This window comes from Vibrio fujianensis, from assembly GCF_002749895.1.
In the GTDB taxonomy this organism is placed as follows: Bacteria; Pseudomonadota; Gammaproteobacteria; order Enterobacterales; family Vibrionaceae; genus Vibrio; species Vibrio fujianensis.
On the sequence record NZ_NBUS01000043.1, the window covers coordinates 186,583 to 204,151 of the forward strand.

At 43.3% G+C, this 17,569-nt stretch carries 19 protein-coding genes, 1 other RNA gene and 1 pseudogene; 14 read left to right on the top strand and 7 right to left on the bottom strand.

The genetic code is table 11. The annotated features are described in order from the left end of the window. From B7C60_RS19020 to zapG, 3 genes and pseudogenes are all read right to left on the bottom strand, one after another. A pseudogene (locus B7C60_RS19020) lies at nucleotides 1–139 on the bottom strand (outer membrane-stress sensor serine endopeptidase DegS); the annotation flags it as partial. Nucleotides 140–378: 239 nt separating this feature from the next. Next, nucleotides 379–1,746 (bottom strand): Do family serine endopeptidase, encoded by a 1,368-nt coding sequence (locus B7C60_RS11695; protein ID WP_099611801.1) that lies wholly within the window; start codon nucleotides 1,744–1,746, stop codon nucleotides 379–381. Between the two features lie 152 nt (nucleotides 1,747–1,898). Further along, nucleotides 1,899–2,351, bottom strand: a complete 453-nt coding sequence (zapG, locus tag B7C60_RS11700; protein WP_099611802.1) for a Z-ring associated protein ZapG — start codon at nucleotides 2,349–2,351, stop codon at nucleotides 1,899–1,901. A 151-nt stretch (nucleotides 2,352–2,502) separates the two neighbouring features. Between zapG and zapE the strand changes: the two genes are divergently transcribed. From zapE to sspB, 8 genes are all read left to right on the top strand, one after another. Next, a complete protein-coding gene (zapE, locus tag B7C60_RS11705; RefSeq protein WP_099611803.1) occupies nucleotides 2,503–3,606 on the top strand; it encodes a cell division protein ZapE in 1,104 nt (367 codons plus the stop codon). A gap of 221 nt (nucleotides 3,607–3,827) precedes the next feature. Further along, the gene (gene rplM, locus B7C60_RS11715; RefSeq protein WP_099611805.1) at nucleotides 3,828–4,256 is read left to right on the top strand and encodes a 50S ribosomal protein L13; all 429 of its coding nucleotides are present in this window, start codon (nucleotides 3,828–3,830) and stop codon (nucleotides 4,254–4,256) included. Nucleotides 4,257–4,271: 15 nt separating this feature from the next. Next, nucleotides 4,272–4,664: a 30S ribosomal protein S9 gene (gene rpsI / locus B7C60_RS11720; RefSeq protein ID WP_078925572.1), complete on the top strand. Its 393-nt coding sequence runs from the start codon at nucleotides 4,272–4,274 to the stop codon at nucleotides 4,662–4,664. Between the two features lie 378 nt (nucleotides 4,665–5,042). Then, nucleotides 5,043–5,636: a ubiquinol-cytochrome c reductase iron-sulfur subunit gene (gene petA, locus B7C60_RS11725; RefSeq protein WP_099611806.1), complete on the top strand. Its 594-nt coding sequence runs from the start codon at nucleotides 5,043–5,045 to the stop codon at nucleotides 5,634–5,636. Next, nucleotides 5,636–6,901 (top strand): cytochrome b, encoded by a 1,266-nt coding sequence (locus B7C60_RS11730; protein ID WP_099611807.1) that lies wholly within the window; start codon nucleotides 5,636–5,638, stop codon nucleotides 6,899–6,901. Before petA ends, B7C60_RS11730 begins: the two co-directional genes overlap by 1 nt. Beyond that, nucleotides 6,898–7,635 carry a cytochrome c1 gene (locus tag B7C60_RS11735; RefSeq protein ID WP_099611808.1) on the top strand — a complete coding sequence of 246 codons (738 nt, stop codon included), beginning with the start codon at nucleotides 6,898–6,900 and terminating at the stop codon, nucleotides 7,633–7,635. Before B7C60_RS11730 ends, B7C60_RS11735 begins: the two co-directional genes overlap by 4 nt. 100 nt (nucleotides 7,636–7,735) lie before the next feature. After that, nucleotides 7,736–8,371: a stringent starvation protein SspA gene (gene sspA, locus B7C60_RS11740; protein WP_099611809.1), complete on the top strand. Its 636-nt coding sequence runs from the start codon at nucleotides 7,736–7,738 to the stop codon at nucleotides 8,369–8,371. Nucleotides 8,372–8,381: 10 nt separating this feature from the next. Continuing rightward, the gene (gene sspB, locus B7C60_RS11745; RefSeq protein ID WP_099611810.1) at nucleotides 8,382–8,834 is read left to right on the top strand and encodes a ClpXP protease specificity-enhancing factor; all 453 of its coding nucleotides are present in this window, start codon (nucleotides 8,382–8,384) and stop codon (nucleotides 8,832–8,834) included. A gap of 78 nt (nucleotides 8,835–8,912) precedes the next feature. Here the strand turns inward: sspB and B7C60_RS11750 are convergent, their stop codons facing one another. The 4 genes from B7C60_RS11750 to B7C60_RS11765 are packed head-to-tail and all read right to left on the bottom strand — an operon-like array spanning nucleotide 8,913 to nucleotide 12,255. Continuing rightward, nucleotides 8,913–9,497, bottom strand: a complete 585-nt coding sequence (locus tag B7C60_RS11750; protein WP_099611811.1) for a BON domain-containing protein — start codon at nucleotides 9,495–9,497, stop codon at nucleotides 8,913–8,915. A gap of 3 nt (nucleotides 9,498–9,500) precedes the next feature. Further along, nucleotides 9,501–10,091 carry a phosphoheptose isomerase gene (locus B7C60_RS11755; RefSeq protein WP_099611812.1) on the bottom strand — a complete coding sequence of 197 codons (591 nt, stop codon included), beginning with the start codon at nucleotides 10,089–10,091 and terminating at the stop codon, nucleotides 9,501–9,503. Nucleotides 10,092–10,094: 3 nt separating this feature from the next. Then, nucleotides 10,095–10,463 carry a YraN family protein gene (locus B7C60_RS11760; protein ID WP_099611813.1) on the bottom strand — a complete coding sequence of 123 codons (369 nt, stop codon included), beginning with the start codon at nucleotides 10,461–10,463 and terminating at the stop codon, nucleotides 10,095–10,097. Further along, a complete protein-coding gene (locus tag B7C60_RS11765) occupies nucleotides 10,450–12,255 on the bottom strand; it encodes a penicillin-binding protein activator (protein ID WP_099612026.1) in 1,806 nt (601 codons plus the stop codon). Before B7C60_RS11765 ends, B7C60_RS11760 begins: the two co-directional genes overlap by 14 nt. Nucleotides 12,256–12,324: 69 nt before the next feature. On the opposite strand from B7C60_RS11765, the gene rsmI reads away from it, so the two are divergent. The 6 genes from rsmI to B7C60_RS19025 all read left to right on the top strand — a co-directional run. Then, nucleotides 12,325–13,191 (top strand): 16S rRNA (cytidine(1402)-2'-O)-methyltransferase, encoded by an 867-nt coding sequence (rsmI, locus tag B7C60_RS11770; protein ID WP_099611814.1) that lies wholly within the window; start codon nucleotides 12,325–12,327, stop codon nucleotides 13,189–13,191. A gap of 87 nt (nucleotides 13,192–13,278) precedes the next feature. Then, nucleotides 13,279–13,672, top strand: an RNA gene (rnpB, locus tag B7C60_RS11775) — RNase P RNA component class A. 185 nt (nucleotides 13,673–13,857) lie between these two features. Next, the gene (gene rsmH / locus B7C60_RS11780; protein ID WP_099611815.1) at nucleotides 13,858–14,808 is read left to right on the top strand and encodes a 16S rRNA (cytosine(1402)-N(4))-methyltransferase RsmH; all 951 of its coding nucleotides are present in this window, start codon (nucleotides 13,858–13,860) and stop codon (nucleotides 14,806–14,808) included. A 7-nt stretch (nucleotides 14,809–14,815) separates the two neighbouring features. Beyond that, complete coding sequence (ftsL, locus tag B7C60_RS11785) at nucleotides 14,816–15,133, top strand: cell division protein FtsL (RefSeq protein WP_099611816.1); 318 nt, start codon at nucleotides 14,816–14,818, stop codon at nucleotides 15,131–15,133. Further along, nucleotides 15,130–16,878, top strand: coding sequence for a penicillin-binding transpeptidase domain-containing protein (locus B7C60_RS11790; RefSeq protein WP_099611817.1), 1,749 nt, complete (start codon nucleotides 15,130–15,132; stop codon nucleotides 16,876–16,878). Before ftsL ends, B7C60_RS11790 begins: the two co-directional genes overlap by 4 nt. Before the next feature lie 33 nt (nucleotides 16,879–16,911). Further along, nucleotides 16,912–17,569: Mur ligase family protein (locus tag B7C60_RS19025; RefSeq protein WP_245869273.1), on the top strand; the 658-nt coding region annotated here is incomplete at its 3' end.

The following is a 17,569-nucleotide window of genomic DNA, read 5'->3' on the forward strand; positions in this document are numbered from 1 at the left end:
AAAGTTGCAATGAACCTATGTGTGTTGGAACTTCACTTGCTTGAGGAAAAATAGGGGCACGTAAAGAGGGAACGGCGAGAATCACCACAATGGCAGCAAGCAAGCCAAATCCAACAGAACGAACCAGAAATTTCAGCATGTTTTCCCCAAATCAATAAAGTGTTATAAGACGAGTTTAACCCATATAGATAGGTTATATTAGTCAAAAAGTCTGTTGGTAGTAATACGCTTTGGTTGCGCATCAATAGCTATTTTCCCACCAATACAGTTTGACAGAGTTGATGGGCCGGTATTAAACATGAAGAATAACATTGCTTAGAAAAATCACAAAAGGGCAGTATAACCCTGCCCTTTGCTGTATGTTATTTATCCACTTTTTTACCGAACAACAAGATAGATAGTCCGATCACCTCGCTGAATATTAAGCGCTAATATTGAGGGAGATTTATCTAAAATTGCACGCAACTCTGCAATGTTTCTGACTCGTTGACGGTTGACTCCTATAATAATGTCGTCTTTTTGAATTTGATAAGCTTCCGCCGGAGATCCTTTTTCGACTTGAGTAACTTTCACCCCTTGGATGACATCATTTTCTGTCGTATTAGTGAGTTCTGCACCGGACAGCCCTTGGTGTAGGTTATCAGCTTTGGTTTTACTATTAGCTTGCTCACCAAGCGTGACATGGTAGGTCTTTTCTTTACCGTCACGAATGACACCGAGTTTAACCTGCTTACCTGCGCCTAATGTTGCAATCGTGGCTCTCAGTTCTGAAAAAGTATCCACTTTTCGACCGTTAATTGAAACGATAATATCACCGGCTTTTAAACCAGCTTTGTCTGCGGCGCTGTCTGGTACCACTTGGCTGACAAAAGCGCCTTTACTGGATTCGTAACCTAAAGCATCGGCTAATTCCGAAGATACCTCTCCACCTTGAACCCCTAGCATGCCACGTTTTACTTCACCAAATTCTAAAATTTGGTCGGTGAGGTTCTTCATCATATTGGCTGGAATTGCAAAACCAATTCCAACATTCCCGCCATTCGGACCAAGAATGGCGGTGTTAATACCAATTAATTCACCGTTTAGGTTGACTAATGCTCCGCCAGAGTTGCCGCTGTTGATCGCCGCATCGGTTTGAATGAAGTTTTCAAAGTTTTCAATGTTTAATCCGCTGCGACCCAGAGCAGATATAATGCCGGAAGTGACCGTTTGCCCTAGACCAAAAGGGTTACCGATTGCAACGGCAAAATCACCGACCCGTAGTGCGTCTGAGTCTGCAATCGGCATTTGAGTGAGTGATTTAGCCTTATTGAGTTTTAGCAGCGCGATATCTGCCATTTGATCGCCACCAACCAGTTCCGCATCAAACTCTCGGCCATCATGCAGTTGGACTCGAATTTTTTCCGCACCATTAATCACATGATAATTGGTCACGACATGACCTTGTTTAGCATCAATAATAACGCCGGAGCCCAACCCTCGGAAAGGGCGCTCACGGAACTGTTCGGTAGGGAAATCTGGGCCAAAGAAAAAGCGAAATTGATCGGGAATACGCTGGCGAGAAACCTGAGTTCCTTCAACTGCGATACTAACCACTGCGGGGGTGATTTTTTCTAGCATCGGGGCTAGGCTTGGTAATTGCTCACCTTGTACAGAGAGAGGCAACGCAGCACTGACTTGTAACGGGGTGATGAGGGAACTTAAACTTAAGGTTAATGCTGTGAAAACAAGCAAAGGTTTTTTCATCGTAACACTCCTCAATGAATTAAAGCCTGATGTCGTTTATATGTGTCTTTTTATAAAAACTTCAACAGACAGAATGAGAGTTATGACTTAAAAACCTTTGCAAAGTTCATTACTTTTTACTGCGCTTTGGCCGTACTTTAATTAAAGCAAGGCTAGTTCGTTTTACTGTTGATCACCTCTGAAGAGTGAAGGATGGCTTTTTCTTCATTTTTTAATAAGCCTGTTGCACCTAATGCATAATCCTTAGGGGGCTGTTCTAGATTTTCCTCGTTATCTTCTGATATTGCTGTGTCTTTATTTTGCTGCGCAATTTTTTTTAAAAATGGATTATCTTGCTCTGGGAGATTAGAAAGCAGCTCTGAAGAGGATTTTGTCATATGCTGATAGAGTTTGGTGTAATCTTTTCCCAGTATATCGAGCATTTCTGCCGTATGAGCAAAATGATCCGCTAGCTCTTGACGTTGCTGTTCCATGGCAAACTTTGTGTTATCTAATTCTTTTTGTAGAGATTTCTGATTTTTATAGTGTGGTGTGGTAAGACGAGCAATGACAATCCCAACCACCATCCCCACTAATAGCCCGACAACGGCATAGATCCAAGGCATAACGACTCCTTATTGTTGTTATTTAACATGTTTTTTACTAGCTGGTTACACATGCTTGTGAGACATGTTACTATGAGAGCTCTGTTGGATAAAGCAAAATGCATGTGCGCTAGATGGCAGTTTCTGCCCTTTATAGATGTAGTAGACAGTCATGACACCGAAACAACGATATGAACAAGATCTAAAACGCTCCGGTTTTCAACAAGATGATTCGCAAGCTCGTGCGATTGATGCACTGGATTCTCTCTATCATCAATTGATGGAATTTTTCTCCCAGTCAGTGATAAAACCATCCTTTTGGCAGCAATGGTTTGGAAAAAAAACAGCAACGCTACCCGCTCCAAAAGGGCTTTATTTTTGGGGGGGCGTAGGGCGTGGCAAAACCTATTTGATGGACACCTTTTTTGATGCGTTACCCAGTGAACACAAAATGCGAGTTCATTTTCATCGTTTTATGTATCGAGTACATGATGAACTGAAACAACTGCAAGAGGTCAGTGATCCGCTGGAGCGGGTTGCTGATAAATTTAGTCAGGAAGCCACAGTGATCTGCTTCGATGAATTTTTTGTGTCAGATATTACTGATGCAATGATCTTGGCAACGTTATTACAAGCCTTATTTAAACGAGGGGTTGTGTTAGTGGCAACGTCTAATATTCCTCCTCATGAATTGTATCGTAATGGCCTACAGCGAGCTCGTTTTCTCCCCGCGATAGATTTAATTGAAGAGTATTGCTTGGTGTTTAATATTGATAATGGTATCGATTACCGATTAAGAACATTAACTCAAGCTGAAATTTATCACTATCCTCTTGATCAAAAAGCACAAGACAACCTGAATAATTACTACAAGCAATTAACCGGTAGAGATAAAAACACAGGCAATGAAATTGAGGTTAACCACCGCCAGATATCGGTTCTCCAAGCTAGTGATGGGGTTCTTTTTGCCACTTTTGCGCAACTATGCCAAACGGCTCGTAGTGCAAATGATTATATTGAGCTATCACGCCTTTATCATACGGTATTATTGGCTGAGGTGAAGCAAATGGGAGCATTATCTGACGATGCTGCTCGACGTTTTATCGCTTTGGTAGATGAGTTTTACGAACGCCACGTTAAATTGATTATTTCTGCGCAAGTGTCATTAGATAAATTGTACACAGAAGGGCGACTCAATTTTGAATTTAAACGTTGTCAATCCCGATTAATTGAAATGCAAAGCTATGATTATTTAGCAAAACCACATCTACCATAACAAAGAAATAAAAAGCAGCTGAGGAAGAATTTTTTGTGTTTTTACACAAAAAAAGGTGATTTTTTCTGCGCTCTTCTCTATAATCCTGCGACCCACCGTTACTGCAGGTCTTTTTAGGCCGAGAGTGCCATCCACTCGAAGGGGTGATGTCTGGGCTCTTAGACAGTGGGAGCAAATGTGCTCCTTTAAGTGTAAATTTTAATTAACGGGTTATTATTAGCATGAAAACTTTCGTTGCTAAACCAGAAACTGTAAAACGCGACTGGTATATTGTAGACGCTGAAGGTAAAACTCTTGGTCGTCTAGCAAGTGAAATTGCATCTCGTCTACGTGGCAAACACAAAGCTGAGTACACTCCACACGTTGACACTGGTGATTACATCATCGTGGTTAATGCGGAAAAAGTTACTGTAACTGGTAACAAGGCTAAAGACAAAATGTACTACCGTCACTCTGAGTTCCCAGGTGGCCTAAAATCTTTCAGCTTTGAAAAGCTGATCGAACGTAAGCCTGAAATGGTACTTGAGCTAGCGGTTAAAGGTATGCTTCCACGTGGTCCTCTAGGCCGAGCTATGTACCGTAAGCTAAAAGTTTACGCTGGCGCTGAGCACAACCATGCTGCTCAACAACCAAAAGTACTAGACATCTAATTGGGGATTTCGGAAATGGCAGAGAATCAATACTACGGCACTGGCCGTCGCAAAAGCTCAGCTGCGCGTGTTTTCATTAAACCAGGCAGCGGCAACATCGTAATCAACAAGCGTAGCCTTGATGAATACTTCGGTCGTCCAACTTCTCGTATGGTTGTGAAACAACCTCTAGAGTTAGTTGAAATGACAGAGAAACTTGATCTATACATCACTGTTAAAGGTGGTGGTATTTCTGGTCAAGCAGGTGCTATCCGTCACGGTATCACTCGCGCTCTGATGGAATACGATGAATCTCTACGTCCTGCTCTACGTGCAGCTGGCTATGTGACTCGCGATGCTCGTCGCGTTGAACGTAAGAAAGTTGGTCTACGTAAAGCACGTCGTCGTCCACAATTCTCTAAACGTTAATCTTTTCAAGATTATTGTTTTTCAACTTCGGTTGAATTGTGGTTGCAAAGCTCGGTTTTATACCGAGCTTTTTGTTTTTTAATTTCCTCTATATTCCTTTCCAGTATGCTAGCCTTCGTGGATATTGCTCCTCGTTCCTTTGTTATCCATTCCATTTGGTTATTAAACTCGCCGTATTCTTTTGAGTCGGGCCCCTTTATGTGACTTCACATACGAATTATTCGATGAATGTTAATAAAAGGTAGCTTTATCTTGTCAAAAAGTGGGGTTTTATTTATCATTTGCTATCAAATAAATACAACTAATTAGTATTTTTGTTAGCCATGCTCTTAAACGGAATAGCAGCAATCCATAAGGAGCAAGTGGGAGAATGTCTGGATGAGCAATGCGCCTTTAAATCATGGTCGCAGACGGTTCTTAACTGCAACAACAGCCGTTGTCGGTGGTTTAGGAGCAGTCGCAGTGGCTGTACCCTTTATTAAATCTTGGAATCCAAGTGCAAAAGCCAAAGCAGCAGGGGCTCCTGTTGAAGTCGATGTGAGTAAACTCGAAGAAGGGCAAATGGTTCGTGTCGAGTGGCGAGGCAATCCAGTATGGGTCGTTCGGCGTTCGCAAACGGTTGTCGATAGCCTTAAAAATCATGATACACAGTTGCGAGATCCAAACTCTCAAGAGCAGCAGCAGCCAGATTACGCACAAAATACTTACCGTTCGATTAAACCAGAATATTTTGTTGCAGTAGGAATTTGTACTCATTTAGGTTGCTCACCCACTTATTTACCTGATTCATTTAATGAGCAAGTTAAAGGGGTAAGAGCTGGTTTTTTCTGCCCTTGCCATGGCTCTAAGTTTGATATGGCAGGCCGTGTATTCCAAAGTGTACCTGCACCACTCAATTTGGTTGTCCCTAAACACATGTATCTTAGTGAGACTCAAATAATTATCGGCCTAGATGAAAGTGGGGAGGCATAATGCAAGCGCTACTTGATTGGGTGGAAAAACGCATACCGGCTATGAATGCGTATAAAAAACACCTTTCTGAATACCCAATGCCAAAGAACTTTAACTTTTGGTATTTATTTGGCTCTTTAGCGATGTTGGTGTTGGTTAACCAGCTTTTAACCGGCATCTGGCTCACTATGAATTATGTTCCTTCCGGTGATGGTGCCTTTGCATCGGTTGAATATATTATGCGAGATGTTGAGTATGGTTGGTTGTTGCGCTATATGCACTCAACAGGAGCTTCGGCTTTTTTTGTCGTGATTTATCTGCATATGTATCGCGGTCTGATTTATGGTTCGTACCAAAAACCACGAGAATTATTGTGGATTTTTGGCATGCTGATCTTCCTTGTGTTGATGGCAGAAGCTTTTATGGGCTATTTATTACCTTGGGGGCAAATGTCGTATTGGGGCGCTCAGGTGATTATTTCACTATTCGGCGCAATACCTGTGATTGGCGATGACCTTACCTTATGGATTCGCGGAGATTATGTGATCTCTGGAGCAACACTTAACCGCTTTTTTGCCTTACATGTAATAGCGTTGCCGATTGTACTATTATTGCTTATTGTGTTGCACATCTTGGCGTTGCATGAGGTTGGTTCAAATAACCCTGATGGCATTGAGACCAAATTGCCTAAAGGGGCAATGGGCGAGCATTATCAGTCACAGTTTAAATTCCACGAATATTATACCAAGAAATACGACATCATTGATTCAATTCCTTTTCACCCTTATGGTACGGTGAAAGATCTTATTGGTGTCGCGGGTTTCCTATTTCTATTTTGTTACGTTCTGTTTTTTAATCCGGAGATGGGGGGATATTTTCTTGAGCCGCCTAACTTCGAAGCTGCTAATCCATTAAAAACACCGGAACATATTGCTCCTGTTTGGTATTTCACGCCCTTTTATGCCATTTTGCGTGCTGTTCCTGATAAGTTGCTTGGTGTCATTGCAATGGGGGCATCCATCGTTATGCTGTTTTTATTACCATGGCTGGATCGCTGCAAAGTCCGTTCGTACCGCTACCGTAGTAAATTTCATTTAATTAATATTATTCAATTCACCATCAGTTTTATTGCCTTAGGGATATTAGGCGCTTTACCTGCAACACCAACCTATACATTGCTAGCTCAGCTGTTTAGCTTAGGCTACTTTATGTTCTTTGTTTTGTTGTTCTTCTACAGCAAAAATGAGGCAACGAAGCCGCTACCAACGAGGGTGACATTCAAATGAAAAAATGGATTGTAATGTTGTTTGCACTGTTACCTTCATTAGCCATAGCTGCTGGAGTTAATGTCGTGTTGGATAAAGCGAACAATGATTTACGCGATAAAGCTTCATTGCAAAATGGTGCCAAGTTGTTTATGAATTACTGCTTTGGTTGCCATGCAACACAATATCAGCGTTATGAACGCGTGGCGGACGATCTTGGTATCCCGCATGATCTAATGAAAGAAAACTTGATTTTTGATCCACAAACAAAAATTGGTGAGTTGATGATTAATGCGATCCCTGAAAAGTCGGCCGCACAATGGTTTGGAGCACCACCACCAGATTTAACCTTGGTTGCTCGAGTTCGAGGGGTAGATTGGCTGTACACTTACCTACGTTCTTTTTATGTCGATCCAAGTCGACCTTTTGGCGTGAATAATATTGTCTTTCCTAGTGTCGGAATGCCTCATGTGCTTGAAGAGCTGCAAGGAACGCCAGAACCCATTTTTGCTACTCATAGCGTAGATGGCGAAGTAGTGAAAACTGTCGTTGGGATTAAGTCGAAAGGTAATGGTGAGTTGAATGCGGAAGAGTATGATAATGCGGTTCGTGATTTGGTGAATTTTTTGGAGTACTCCGGTGAGCCGGTCAAATTAGAAAGACAAACATTAGGTTGGTGGGTAATGGGGTTTCTGGTGTTATTCGCGATAGTTGTGATTGCCTTGAAGAAAGAGTATTGGCGTGATGTGCACTAATTGTGCTATTATGCCATGCTAATTTTTGATTCATCGAATCATCAATGGAGGCTAAGCCTCCATTGTTTTTTATATTTGTAAGTGTGTGCTGGAGGGCTCCATGGCTGTAGCTGCCAATAAACGTTCTGTGATGACTCTATTTTCAAGTGCGTCTGATATGTATAGCCATCAGGTACGTATTGTGCTGGCCGAAAAAGGTGTCAGTGTTGAAGTTGAACTGGTTGATGAAGATAACCTACCAGGTGAACTGATTGAACTGAATCCATACAAGTCGGTCCCTACTCTAGTTGACCGTGAGCTTGCGCTTTATGACTCAAAAATCATTATGGAATATTTGGATGAGCGTTTTCCTCATCCACCCCTGATGCCAGTTTATCCCGTGGCTCGTGGTAATAGCCGTCTTATGATCTATCGTGTAGAAAGAAACTGGTATTCACTGGCGGAAAAAATTGTTAATGGTAATGCGAGTGAAGCGGAAGCAGCACGTAACAAATTACGCAATGATCTTCTTACTCTAGCTCCCGTATTCGCCGAGTATGAGTATTTTATGAGTGAAGAATTTAGCCTTATTGACTGTTATTTAGCGCCGCTGCTATGGCGTTTACCTGTCTTAGGGATTGAATTAATTGGTCCGGGCTCAAAAGAGCTGAAAGTTTATATGAATCGCGTATTCGAACGTGACTCATTCCTTGCTTCGCTAACCGAAGCAGAGCGTGAGATGCGCCTGTCTCGTTAATAGGTGTGTGATGAATATTGAACAAATGACACCTCGTCGACCATTTATACTTCGTGCCTTTTACGATTGGTTACTCGAAAATGAATTAACCCCTCATTTGGTTGTCGATGCGACCTTAAATGGTGTTCGAGTGCCGATGGAATACGTGCAAGATGGGCAAATCATTTTGAATGTGGCTCCTCGTGCTGTAGGCAATTTGGAGTTGGGTAATGATGAGGTCACCTTCAGTGCTCGATTTGGTGGTCGACCTCAGTTGGTGATTGTGCCCTTGTATGCGGTACAAGCGATCTATGCACGTGAAAACGGCGCTGGAACAATGTTTGATCCTGAACCTGCTTACCAACAGGTGCTTGATGAGATCAATCATGATAATTCCGCTGAAGACGTTGACCGTTCTGAACACTCATCGATTGATGAATCTCCTAAGCCTCAAGGTAGGCCGAGTCTTCGGGTGATTAAGTGATTGAAATAAAAAAGCAGCAATGACGCTGCTTTTTTATTTGGTTGAGCTAATTATAACCTGATCGAAACGAGCACCCATTTAATCAGCATATTCAAACGCTTTAATGACCTGTTTAACTCCAGATACGTGGCGCGCAACATCGGTAGCAATCTCTGCATGCTCTCGAGTGATATAACCAAATAAGAATACTTCGCGATCTTCCGTGATAACGGAAACTTTTACCCCATTGAGTTCGGATTTTGCTAATAAAGCGGATTTGACTTTGGTTGTTACCCAGCTGTCGTTACTAATTTTAGCAAAAGAAAGAGGCTCTGTTATTCTGACTTGATCGTGTAATTTATTCACCCCTTTTATTTGCTTGGCTTGCTGGATAAATTGATTGAGTAATTCAGTATTGAGCGATTGGCCGATTAGCACGACTGATCCTCGAAATGCATAAGCCGTAATACGCATTTCTCCTCGATATGGTGGTTTGTTACTTAGCCCGGTGATCTCGAGCGCGAGATTCTGATCCTGCCAGATTTCAGTTGTTGTACGAGGATCGGTTGCGATATTAACGGTGGTCGCTGCTCCTGCGACAAAGAGTCCGGCACAGCCAGACAGGATCGGAAGGATTAATAGTATTGGCAATAGATATAAGTGGAAAAACCGTAAATTTTTCATGATTTACTCTTCATGAGCTGGAAATAAAACTTGGTCAATGAGATCACATAAACAGTGTAATGTGACCATATGTACTTCATGGATACGCGCTGTTCGATGGGACGGAATCCGAATTTCGACGTCATTTTCGCCTAACAACCCTGCCATTTCGCCTCCATCTTTACCGGTTAACGCGATAATCGTCATGTCACGCGTAACGGCTGCTTCCATCGCTTTGATGATATTCTTGCTGTTACCGCTAGTCGATATCGCGAGTAGAATGTCACCAGTTTGTCCAAATGCTCTCACTTGTTTAGAAAATATTTCTTGATAGTGATAGTCATTGGCTACTGCAGTTAAGGTGGTGTTGTCTGCGGTGAGTGCCATTGCTGGAAGGCTAGGACGCTCTGTTTCAAAACGATTAAGCAGGCAAGAGGCAAATTGTTGGGCATTTGCTGCTGAGCCGCCATTGCCACAGCACAGAATTTTTTGGCCATTAAGCAAGCTAGCAACCATAATTTGGGCGGCATGCATAATGGCATCCGGGAGAGCTTCTGCTGCGGCGATTTGAATTTGAATACTTTCGGTAAAACTATCTTTTATGCTGTCGAGCATGGATTATCCTTGGGTAATTGCGTTTTTTATCCACTCAATGTGTTGGCCATGTTGATGGATGGCAACCACATCAAAGCGAAAGTCAGTGTTTTCGATGTGGCAACCACGCTTGAGCATCCACCAATTTGCGGTTTTAATCAAGCGAGCTTGTTTGCGGGGAGTGACGGTTTCTGCAGCATGGCCATGATGTTGATTTTTACGATATTTGACTTCAATAAAGACCAAACAGGCTCCATCTTGCATGATCAAATCCAATTCACCGCTTCGTGCGTGGAAATTTTGTTCTAAAATCTTTAGCCCTTGGCGGCTTAAATATTCTGCCGCCAATTGCTCGTAATGTTGTCCGGTTTCTCGGTGGCTAAAGAGCCCCATGTTCAGCCCAACTAATTTCTCGTTGTACAACACACTGCTCATCGATACCAAGTAGGCCGGTTTGGCCTTGAATCGTGTAACCTTGGACTACTTTCATCTGTGGGAGTTCCACCATTAATCGATAGGCATCCATACCCAGGGCTTGTAAGCGGCGATCCGCATTCGACGATTTGGGCCATAACTGGTCAACCTGCTTGGCGATGCTTTGTGTGGGCTGGATCAGTAATGGAATATCACTGTAAGTGATGCCAGAAAGGTCTTCAAACTGACGACCGCTAGCATGACTGGTTGAATTAGAAAATAGTTTCGGTGGCCGAGTATCTGGGTTTATAGCGACCTCAATAAAAGGTTTAATTAGAATAAGATCTGAACTACTGGCGGCAATATATACGGCATCAATGTCTCTACGACTACGCGGTTGGCTCTCAAAACTCATGCCTAATAATGCATTCATTTGTGCTATATTTTGCTGGCTGTCCTGTAGACCAAAAACACGGTTAATATTGCGTTGTAACTGCCGTTTGTCTCCGAATAGGTTACTGGTTACGGCATTTTTGCTGAACTTACGCCACTCTTGTGTAAATGCATCAACCACACGTTCGCCATAGCTGCCTTGTGGCGCGAGAACTAATGGATATTGGTAGCCTTGACTAAATAAGTATTTCGCAGCTTGCGCAACTTCTTGCTCGGGAGATAGCGTTAAATAACAAGTGTTGGCTTGTTCATCCATTTGTTCTGGAATATTTAAGGCTAAGGTCGGAATGCTTTGCCCGCGTTGTTTCTGGAATGATTGCAATTTTTCTATATTATCTTTGACCAATGGCCCGACAATAAAGTCTATTTTCTTTTGTGTCAGGATAGTATCAATCGATTCTAATGTTTCTGCATTGGTATCTAAAATGGTCAATGTGGCATCAGGCTGACGTTGTGAGTCATTCATCATTGCCATAATAAACCCGTCACGAATTAATTGAGCTTGCTTAGCAAAGCGGCCTGTTAACGGTAATAAAAGAGCGGTATGAGTTGGTTGAACCAGATCAAGCGCTAAAATATCTTGGATGGCCTGAGGCGTATATTGTGCTGCGGGATGCTGAGGGTTTTCGTTTAACCACTTTTCTAAGGTATTTTTTAGTTGAGGTAAATCGTTAGCCAATGTTTTGACATAAATAGTGAGTTGTAACCAGCCGTCTAAGATCTCTTCATCAGGTTGTGCTGAAAATTTAGTAATGGCGTAACTAGAATAATGATTGAGGTTTAGCCAAATTTGATCCGCAATCGCTTCTTGCTGCTCGACGGGAGTAAGATCATAAAGGGCCACCAGTTCTCGGCTAGAGTCAAACGCTCGATTAAGCGTAGTAAAAATATCGGCTCTTAATTGATGGTAAGTTTGCCACTGTTGAGGGGCCACTGACCAGTTTGCTTTGAAATTCAGCTGAGCTAAGGCTTGCTGATACTGCTCATGGTTAACCAATAACTGGGCTCTGGCCAATTGCCACTCGGCTTGCTGTGATGTGGTTAAGTGCTGTTTAGAAAGCCGACGAATCAGTAATTCTGCTTGTGTGCTTTCTCCTTCAGCAACCGCAGATTTTAATGCCATGATTAACCAGTCATTTTGCAATTGACCTTGGCTGCTATCCGCCCGCATGAGATACGTTTGTGTTGCCAGTTCAGGTTGGCTGGTAATATCGACCGATTCAGGAATCGAAGAGGTCGTTGAACAAGCTGCAAGCATGATCGCCAATGCAACAGGAGTAAGTAAGCGTGTTACACTGCGTCTCTGATGGTTCTTCATAGCCATGAGTTCTTTCATTATTCCGTGTAAGATGGTCTCTATATTAATTGTTGAAGTGATGGTAAACAAATGACAGATAACAAAACCTTGCTTGCTGAGGTCCCAACGCTCTATATCGTTCCCACGCCGATTGGCAATTTAGGCGATATAACTCAGCGAGCACTCGATGTACTTTCCCGTGTTGATGTTATCGCAGCGGAAGATACGCGTCATACTGGTAAATTATTGGCTCACTTCAATATTCAAACGAAGACGTTTGCCTTGCATGATCACAACGAACAGCAAAAAGCTCAAGTGTTAGTTGATAAATTATTGTCAGGTTTTTCTATTGCGCTCGTTTCCGATGCAGGGACGCCTCTGATTAGTGATCCAGGTTATCATTTAGTCACGCAATGTCGTCAAGCGGGTGTAAAAGTTGTCCCTCTTCCTGGCGCTTGTGCCGTGATTACCGCATTAAGTGCCTCTGGTTTACCTTCTGATAGGTTTAGCTTTGAAGGTTTTCTTCCGGCTAAAAGCAAAGGTCGTAAAGATAAATTGTTAGAGATCGCTAAAGCAGAGCGAACCTGTATTTTTTATGAGTCGCCACATCGTATTAGTGAATCTTTGCGAGATATGTTAGAAATCCTTGGGCCAGATCGTCAGGTGGTGCTCGCTCGTGAACTGACTAAAACCTTTGAAACGATTCAAGGCTTACCACTTGGTGAATTGATCACCTGGATAGAAGAAGATGAAAATCGTAAACGTGGCGAGATGGTATTGCTTATTCATGGTCATCGAGAAGAAAAAAATAACGCATTGCCGGATCAAGCCTTAAGAGCATTAGCCATCTTAACGAAAGAGTTACCACTGAAAAAAGCAGCAGCCTTAGCGGCAGAAATTTATAATTTGAAAAAAAACGCCTTATATAAATGGGGGTTGGATCATTTATCATCGTGATGTTTTTTTGAACGGTTAATCTGATTTCTGTCTGATGTTTGGATTGTTGCTAGACAGCCTCTGTGGTTATCTATAGAATCCGTGCTCGGAGTTGACTGGGTAGTCGCTGCCTTATTGACGTCCCTTAACCGTGTGTTAGGGAGACTGATGAGGGGGAGGAAAGTCCGGGCTCCATAGAGCAGGGTGCCAGGTAACGCCTGGGGGGCGCAAGCCTACGACAAGTGCAGCAGAGAGAAGACCGCCGATGGCCCTTCGGGGATCAGGTAAGGGTGAAAGGGTGCGGTAAGAGCGCACCGTGCGTCTGGCAACAGTTCGTAGCAAGGTAAACTCCACCCGGAGCAAGACCAAATAGGCTTCCACATAGCGTTGCTCGCGTTAGGAGGCGGGTAGGTTGCTTGAGCCAGTGAGTGATTGCTGGCCTAGAGGAATGGCTACTACCGCGCAAGCGGAACAGAACCCGGCTTATACGTCGACTCCACCTATTCAGACCCATTATAGCCCTCGGTTATAATGGGTTTTTTGCTTTTTATTGACTTAGTCGATGGTAAAACCATTAAACTTAGCGCAATGTCACGTCCTATCTATGTTTATGGGTAGCGATGAAGTGGAAAATCGGTACACTAACTTAATCACCAAGGCCGCTTAACTGAGCGAAACGAGAATCTTATGACTGAATCTTTCCAACATATTTCGGTGCTGCTTCATGAATCTATCGAAGGGCTTGCTATTAAACCGGATGGAATTTACATCGATGGAACTTTTGGCCGGGGAGGGCATAGCCGGACTATTTTATCTCAACTTGGTGAAAATGGGCGCTTATATAGTATTGACCGCGATCCACAGGCGATTGCAGAAGCAAAAAAAATAGACGATCCGCGTTTTACCATTATTCATGGTCCTTTTTCTGGCATTGCTCAATATGCGATCCAATATGGGTTACAAGGCAAAGTGGATGGTGTGCTGTTTGATTTGGGGGTTTCCTCACCACAGCTTGATGATGCTGAGCGTGGATTTAGCTTTATGAAGGATGGTCCACTGGATATGCGCATGGATCCCAGTTCAGGTATTCCTGTTTCGCAATGGTTATTGGAAGCTGATCTTGACGATATCACTTGGGTTATTCGGGAATTTGGTGAAGATAAACATGCTAGGCGCATTGCCAAAGCCATCATCGCCTATCAAGAAAATCCAGAGAATGAACCACTGACCCGAACCAGTCAGTTAGCGAAGTTGATTTCAGAAGCTGCGCCTAAGAGTTTTAAAGAGAAAAAACATCCCGCGACTCGCGCATTTCAAGCATTCCGAATTTATATCAATAGTGAATTGGAAGAGATTGATACCGCTTTACAAGGTGCAGCCAATATTCTGGCTCCCGAAGGCCGGCTTTCTGTTATTAGCTTTCACTCATTGGAAGATAGAATGGTCAAACGCTTTATCCGTAAAGAGAGTAAAGGCCCTGAAGTTCCACATGGTATTCCACTGACTGAAGCTCAAATTAGCGCACTTGGGCGAGCGAAATTGAAAACGATCGGCAAAGCGATTAAACCTTCTGAGCATGAAGTATCACTGAATCCACGTTCACGAAGTTCAGTGTTACGTGTAGCCGAAAAACTTTAACGTTACTATGTCGTCATCTCAACCGAATCTCACTAAATTAATCGCCCTCGACCTATTGACGGTAGGTCGACTACCGCTTCTGCTCATGATGACTATCTTCGTGAGCGCCATGGTCATTGTCTTTACCACACATCATACTCGTCAATCGATCACCGAGAAAAACATTGCGTTGCAACAGCGAGATCATCTAGACAATGAATGGCGAAATTTAATTTTAGAAGAAACCGCTTTATCTGAGCACAGCCGAGTACAGGACTTAGCAAGCAAGGAACTAACGATGAAGCGACCGGATGCTGATAAAGAGGTTGTGATTGAGTTGAAATGAGTAAAACGCCATCAAAGAAAAAAGCCCAATCAAATTTGAAGGCGAAGACAACAGAAAAATCGTCTCCGGTATTTATCCGCTGGCGATTTTTTCTCATTATTTTTTTTGTGTTGTTGGCCTTTGGTGCTCTGGTAAGTCGACTTGCGTTTATTCAAATCATTGAGCCGGATAACTTGATTCGTGAAGGTGATCTACGTTCTGTTCGAGCGGAAACTTTACATTCAGCTCGCGGCATTATTTCTGATCGGAATGGTGAAGCCTTAGCCGTTAGTGTTCCTGTTGAAGCCGTGTGGGCTGATCCGGTAACAATCTTTAAACAAGGCGGTTTGGTTGAGAAAGATAGGTGGCATGCCTTAGCGGATGTACTTGGGCTGGATCGACAAGAAATGCTAAAAAAAATCGAAACCAACCAAACTCGTCGCTTTGTTTATTTACAGCGTCAAGTCAGTCCCGCGATGGCGAAATACATTCGTGAGCTTAAGCTCACGGGCGTTGGGCTAAAATCAGAATCTCGTCGCTATTATCCTGCTGGAGAAGTTAGTGCTCACTTGATCGGTGTGACTGGTATTGATGGTCATGGTTTAGAAGGGGTAGAGCGCAGTTATGACAAATGGCTTACTGGAGAAGCTGGCAAGAGCATTATTCGCAAAGATCGTTATGGTCGTGTGGTTGAAAATATTGCCTTAGAAGAACGAGAAGAAGGTAAACCATTACCATTAACCATTGATCAACGCTTACAGGCGATTGCTTTTCGTGCGGTAAAGCAAGCCATGGCCGATTATCGGGCGACCTCTGCCTCTGCGGTGATGCTTGATGTCAAAACGGGCGCGGTGTTAGCTATGGTCAATGCGCCTTCCTATAACCCGAATAATCGTAGTGATTGGCAAAGTTTTAAAATGCGTAACCGAGTGATTACCGATGCATTTGAACCTGGATCAACCGTCAAACCGTTTGTGGTTTTGACGGCATTAGCCAACGGTACGGCTGATGAGACCACGATTATTGATACTGGTGATGGGGTTATGCAGGTCGGTGGGAGTCGAGTCAGAGACACATCTAAGGTTGGCAAAGCAAACTTACAGCTGATCTTGAAAAAATCGAGCAATGTAGGCGTTGCGAAATTAGCGTTAGGTATGCCACTTGAGGACTTACTCGCAATGTACAGTGCGGTTGGGCTTGGTGAAGTGTCAGGGTTAAATCTCGTCGGTGAAAGCAGCGGTATTTTTCCTAATCGTCGGCGTTGGTCTCCCTTTGAAATTGCCACGTTAGCATTTGGTTATGGCATTTCCATTACCCCCATTCAACTTGCTCATGCTTATGCCACATTAGGTAATTTAGGTGTTTATCAGCCGGTGCATATTATTGATAGTAATCAACAAAATTTGGCGCAGCGAGTGGTTGAAGAGCAATATGCCAAGCAGGTGCTCACCATGTTAGAAACCGTCACTCAACAGGGAGGGACAGCCACTCAAGCTGCTGTTCCTGGTTATCGTATTGCCGCTAAGTCTGGCACATCACGGAAAGCCGTTGCTGGTGGTTATAGTGACGAATATTTTGCTTATACCGCAGGGGTTGCTCCGGTGAGTGACCCTCGCATTTCGTTAGTGGTGATGGTGAATGAACCGCAAGGGGATTCTTATTATGGTGGTGCAGTGGCTGGCCCTGTATTTTCTGAAATCATGCAAGGAGCGTTACAAATTTTAAATATCGCCCCTGATGAAAACCGCTTTCAATCATCAAATTAGCCAGTCAATTATGCGCACGATATGGAATAACGGATGAATACTTCCCTCTCTTTAGCTCAATTACTTGCTCCTTGGCTTTGCGTCAATGATTCACGTTTAGATGCTTTGCGTATCCAGCACTTAAAGTTGGACAGCCGTCATATCAGGTTAGGTGATACTTTTATTGCGATTCAAGGACACTCTGTTGATGGGCGGCAATTTATCGATAAAGCGATTGCGCAAGGCGCACAGTTAGTTTTAGCCCAAGCGAGTGAAGAGGCTGCGCATGGCTTATTACAATTGAGAGATTCGGTGCCCGTTCTTTTTCTTGAGGCATTACCTGATATGTTATCTGAACTGGCTGGGCGAGTGTATGGCGGCCATCACAATCAAGTCATTGCAGTGACAGGCACCAATGGTAAAACGACTATTAGCCAGTTAATCGCTCAATGGCTTGAGGCGATTGGACAAAAATCGGCCGTGATGGGTACGACTGGCAATGGTTTTTTATCATCATTACAAGCGAGCCAAAATACCACGGGCAATGCTATAGACGTACAAGCGACATTACGTGAATTCGCTGATGCCGGCGCAACTTATACTGCGATGGAGGTATCATCTCATGGTTTAATCCAGGGACGGGTAAGGGCTGTTCCTTTTGTGGCTGGTGTCTTTTCTAACCTAAGCCGTGATCACCTTGATTACCACGGTA